Below are 4,256 nucleotides of genomic sequence, written 5' to 3' on the forward strand. Positions count from 1 at the left end.
TGGGGCAGGACCTTGCTCGGCCAGAAGGCGGTGCCGGCCATGCGGTCCCCAAGGCCGAGAAGGAGCATGATCTCCGCGCTGTTCTGGCCGAGGCCGATCGCCCGCTGCGGCGCCTTCTCGACCGTGACCGCCTCGCCGCAGTTCTCGATCGTCAGAGGGTACTGCGTCGGTTCCGCATGCGCGATCCCGCCGGCCGACCCGAGGCCGGCGAAGACGAGCGAGGCGGCGAGAAACGGCTTCGGGAACACCACGGGGCACGTCCTGGGGTCGAGACGGAAGGAATGCCCGGCTGACTACTCTTCGCCGTTGGTGAAAACAAGACGTGCGCCATCACCTTTTACTGCCGAAGCGACCCGAATTTCTTCGAATGGTTCTAAACTCCGTCGCGAATGCGCGAGAAATAGTCGTCGCCGCCGACCTGACCGCCCTTCAACGCGATCTCCAACCCGTCGAAGGCGGGATCGTCGCTGTGCGCGAGTGCCATCGGCGAGCCCGGCGTGTCGGGCATCGGCAGGCGGGTGGTGAGCGCATGGACACCGAGCTGGCGGAGCGCGTGGCTGGAGGTATCGCCGCCCGCGATCACCGCGCGGCGAAGGCCGAGCCGACGGACGAGCCCGGCCTGCAGGCGCCCGAGCCCGCGCCCGATCGCATGGCGCGCGCCCTCCGCGCCCGACAGCTCGGCCCCGAGGTCGCTGTCGGGGCCCATGGCGGTGTGGACGATCACCGAGCGCCCGACCCGAAGGGCGGCCTCGGCCCGCGCCTCCACCGCCTCGATCGCCGCCGTATCGGCGGAAACGAAGGCGCGCGGATCGAAGGCGATCGGCTCGAACCCGTTGTCGCCCGCATGCCGGATCTGCCTCTCGGTGGTCGGCGAGCAGCTGCCCGAGACGACCGCGATGCGCTCCGTCGGCGGCAGCGGCTCGAAGGCGACCGGCCCGGCGAGGCGGCCGATCGTCGCCCAATGGGCGGCGAGAGCATATTCGACGCCCGACGAGCCGACTGCGAAGCGGCATCCGGCCTCCGCCAGCCGCGCCAGCTGGCGGCCCGCCGCGCTCTGCGTCGCGGCGTCGAGGACGTCGATCAGGACGAGGCCCGGATCGTGCGCCAGGATCGCGTCGATCCGCGCATCGGCATCGTCCGCCAGAAGCGCGACGCTATCCAGAAGGGCAACGGGAAGCGGCGTCTGTTCCGCCAGATGCAGGCGAAGGTCGGCCTCCCGCATCGGCGTGACCGGGTGCCGGCTCATCACGGGGTGGCGGTCGATCCGGAACGTCTCGCCCCGGTAGGCGGCAAAGAGGTTTCCGAATGCGGTCCAGCGCTTCAGCTGCGGCGCGCCAACGACGAGCGGCACGGGGCGGTCGCCGAAGACCTGCCGGCCGATCTCCGCGGCGCGGCCGATCGAGCCGATGGCGGGGCTGGAATCGAAGGTCGAGCAGATCTTGTAGTGGGTGATCGCGGCGCCGCGCGCCTTCAGCCATTCGAAGACGCCGGGCAGGTTCGCGTCCATCCAGGCCGGCGTCTCGCTGCGGCTGGTGCCGGCGACGCCGATGGCTCTCGCGTCGGGAAAGCGGGCGAGCTGCGCGTCGGTCGGCAGGTCGGTGAAGAGCACGGTCTCGATCCCGCGCATCGACAGCGATTCCATCACGTCGGTCGATCCGGTGAGGTCGTCGCCGTAGAAGGCGATCAGCGGCGTCGTCATCGCGTCAGGCTCCCTTGGCGTCCGGCCCGCCGAAGGCCCGGATCGAGGCGGCGAGTTCCGGGCGGTCGGCGGCGTAGGCGTCGAGATCGACGCCCGCGACCGCTGCTTCCCACGCCTGGCGCACGGCGCGCACGCCGGCGGCCGGGCCCATCGGATGGCTGACGACGCCGCCGCCGCAGAGATACAGGAGGTCGGTCGAGCCGACCGCGGCATAGGTCGCCGGGGCCTGTCCGCCCCACTGGCCGGAGCCGACGACCGGCAGCGGTCGGTCGTCGTCGCGAAACAGCGGACGGCGAAGGGCATGGTAAGAGCGCAGGAACGAGGCGTCCGGCTCCCAGTACTTCGCCGCGATCCCGTTGATCTGGAACTGGTCGACGCCCAGAAGCCGCCAGAACGTCTGGTAGACGCGAAAGTCCAGCCCGAGAGAGGGATGGCGGGTGAGAATGTCCCAGCCGTTGCGATGCGCGTGCAGCACCAGCCCCGAGCGGCGACGCAGGAAGGCCATCGCGCCCATGCCGATCGAGTTGATGTTGACGACCGCCGCATTGCCGCCCGCCGCCAGCACGAGGTCGTGGTTGCGCATCATCTCGTCGGGGTCGGTGGCGGTGATCCCGAAGGCGACCATGACCTTCTTGCCGGTCCGCTGCTCGTGGTTGAGCACCACCGGCATGATCGCCTTCACGCGCTCGGCGAGCGGCGAATAGGCCGGGCTCATCAGCTTCTCGTCGTCCTTGATGAAGTCGACGTCGGCCTCCACGAGCTCGCGGACCATCGCGGCGCTTTCCGGCGGGCGCAGCCCGAGCGCCGGCTTCATGATCGTGCCGATGATCGGCCGGCCCGACACGCCCGTTAGGCGCTTGGAGCCCGCGATGCCGAACTGCGGCCCCGGCCAGGCCTGCCCGAAGGCCGGCGGCAGGCGGATGTCCGTCACGCGGATGCCGCTGAAGCCCTTGATCGAGTAGACGCCGCCGATCGCAATCGTCATCAGGGCGGCGAGATCGGTGCCGATCGCCTCCATCGGAAAGGCGATGTCGGCCTCGCCGCAGCGGAACGAGCGTGGCGCGGCAAGATCGTCGTGGGAGCGGCCGAAGGCGGGCTCCTCGACCGGATCGAGCGAGCGCACCGCGAGGACGCGGGCGGCGACGCGCGCCTTCAGCTCCGGCGTCTCGCCGGGAAGGGGCACGAAGGTGCCGGTGGACTGATCGCTCGCGATCTTGTCCGCCAGCTTCTCGACGCTGCCCGGCGTCTCGATCCGGTAGGTCAGGATGATGTCGTCGCTCATGGGCAGAAAAGCCTGTTCGGAAAGGAAACCGTACGACGCGGCGCGAGATCTGGTATCATCGGCATACCAGTTTCGCACGGCCGCTTCGGGCGGACGGATGTGTGGGGAGCGTCAGCCATGGTCCAGCCGAGCGAGCCGATCGTCCGCCGCAAGCTGTCCGACGAGGTCTACGAGCGCCTGAAGGCGATGATCACGACGGGCGAGTTGAAGACCGGCGACCAGATGCCGTCGGAGCGCGAACTGATGGAGCGCTTCGGCGTCGGCCGGCCGGCGATCCGCGAGGCGATGCAGGCGCTGAACGGGCTGGGGCTCGTCGCGATCTCGCACGGCGAACGGGCCAAGGTCCTCAGCCTCACGCCTCGCTCCCTGTTCGGGCAGGTCGACCGCGCCGCCGAGATCATGCTGACCACCTCGCCCGGCGCGCTCGATCACCTGAAGGAGGCGCGCATCTTCTTCGAGCGTGGCATCGTCCGGCAGGCGGCGGAGCGGGCGGGCGAGGCCGATGTCGAGGCGCTGGGCGCGCTTCTCGCCGAGCAGCGCGGGGCGCTCGGCGACCCCGAGCGCTTCATCCGCACCGACATGCGCTTCCACGCGCGCATCGCCGCGATCCCCGGCAACCCGATCTTCGAGGCGGTGGCCGAATCCATGCTGGGCTGGCTGCGCCAGTACCACACCGAACTCCTGATCTGGAGCGGCAAGGAAAACGTCACCCTTCTCGAGCACGAGGAGATCGTCGAGGCCATCGCCGCGCGCGACCCCGAGGCCGCGGAAGGCGCCATGGTGCGCCACCTTGAGCGCTCGCGCGATCTCTACCGCCATCAGGGCGCCTGAGGCGAGACGAGGCGCACGACCGCGTAAGGCGGCAGGCGAAGGCCTGTGCCGACGGGCTCAAGGGGCGGCATCTCGCCTCGGCTTGTCGCCTCGAAGGACGTCTCGTCCAGCCTCGACGCCCCGACCTCCGGCCCGAACCCGTCCAGCACGACGTCCTCGTCTTCGGCACCGAGATTGGCGAGCCAGATCTCGCGGCTGCCGTCGTCACGCAGCGCGGCGACGCCGTCGACCCTGTCGCGCCGCGTCGATACAAGGTCCAGCCGCGCGGCGCCACTGACGACCGCAAGACCCTTGGCCACGTGGAAGGCCGGCACCATGCCGCCGTCCGCCAGCAGCAGCCCGCGCGGGCCCGCAAGGCTCGCCCCGGTCCAGGCTTCGATGCTGGCGCCCTGAAGGCGTGCGGCATAGCCGATCATGAAAGCGGCGCCGAAGAGGCCGCGCGCC

General features: G+C 70.3%; 3 protein-coding genes and 2 pseudogenes. 1 reads left to right on the forward strand and 4 read right to left on the reverse strand.

Features of this window, described 5'->3' with window-relative positions; all coding sequences use genetic code 11:
- The 3 genes and pseudogenes from QZ753_RS11245 to oiaX form a co-directional block, all read right to left on the reverse strand.
- Window positions 1-185, reverse strand: a pseudogene (locus tag QZ753_RS11245) (ABC transporter substrate-binding protein); the annotation flags it as partial.
- A 188-nt stretch (window positions 186-373) separates the two neighbouring features.
- On the reverse strand, window positions 374-1,699 hold the full coding sequence (locus tag QZ753_RS11250; RefSeq protein ID WP_294643765.1) for a four-carbon acid sugar kinase family protein: 1,326 nt from the start codon (window positions 1,697-1,699) through the stop codon (window positions 374-376).
- A gap of 4 nt (window positions 1,700-1,703) precedes the next feature.
- Entirely contained in the window at window positions 1,704-2,987 is a 1,284-nt protein-coding gene (oiaX, locus tag QZ753_RS11255; protein WP_294643768.1) for a 3-oxo-isoapionate-4-phosphate decarboxylase OiaX, read from the reverse strand.
- Between the two features lie 111 nt (window positions 2,988-3,098).
- Here oiaX and QZ753_RS11260 point away from each other — a divergent pair, with 111 nt between their 5' ends.
- Window positions 3,099-3,812, forward strand: coding sequence for a transcriptional regulator NanR (locus QZ753_RS11260; RefSeq protein WP_294643767.1), 714 nt, complete (start codon window positions 3,099-3,101; stop codon window positions 3,810-3,812).
- On the opposite strand, the pseudogene QZ753_RS11265 reads toward QZ753_RS11260, so the two are convergent.
- Window positions 3,800-4,256: pseudogene (locus QZ753_RS11265) on the reverse strand (hypothetical protein); the annotation flags it as partial. The gene QZ753_RS11260 and the pseudogene QZ753_RS11265 sit on opposite strands and share 13 nt — an antisense overlap.

This window comes from uncultured Aureimonas sp., assembly GCF_913775355.1.
Classification (GTDB): domain Bacteria; phylum Pseudomonadota; class Alphaproteobacteria; order Rhizobiales; family Rhizobiaceae; genus Aureimonas.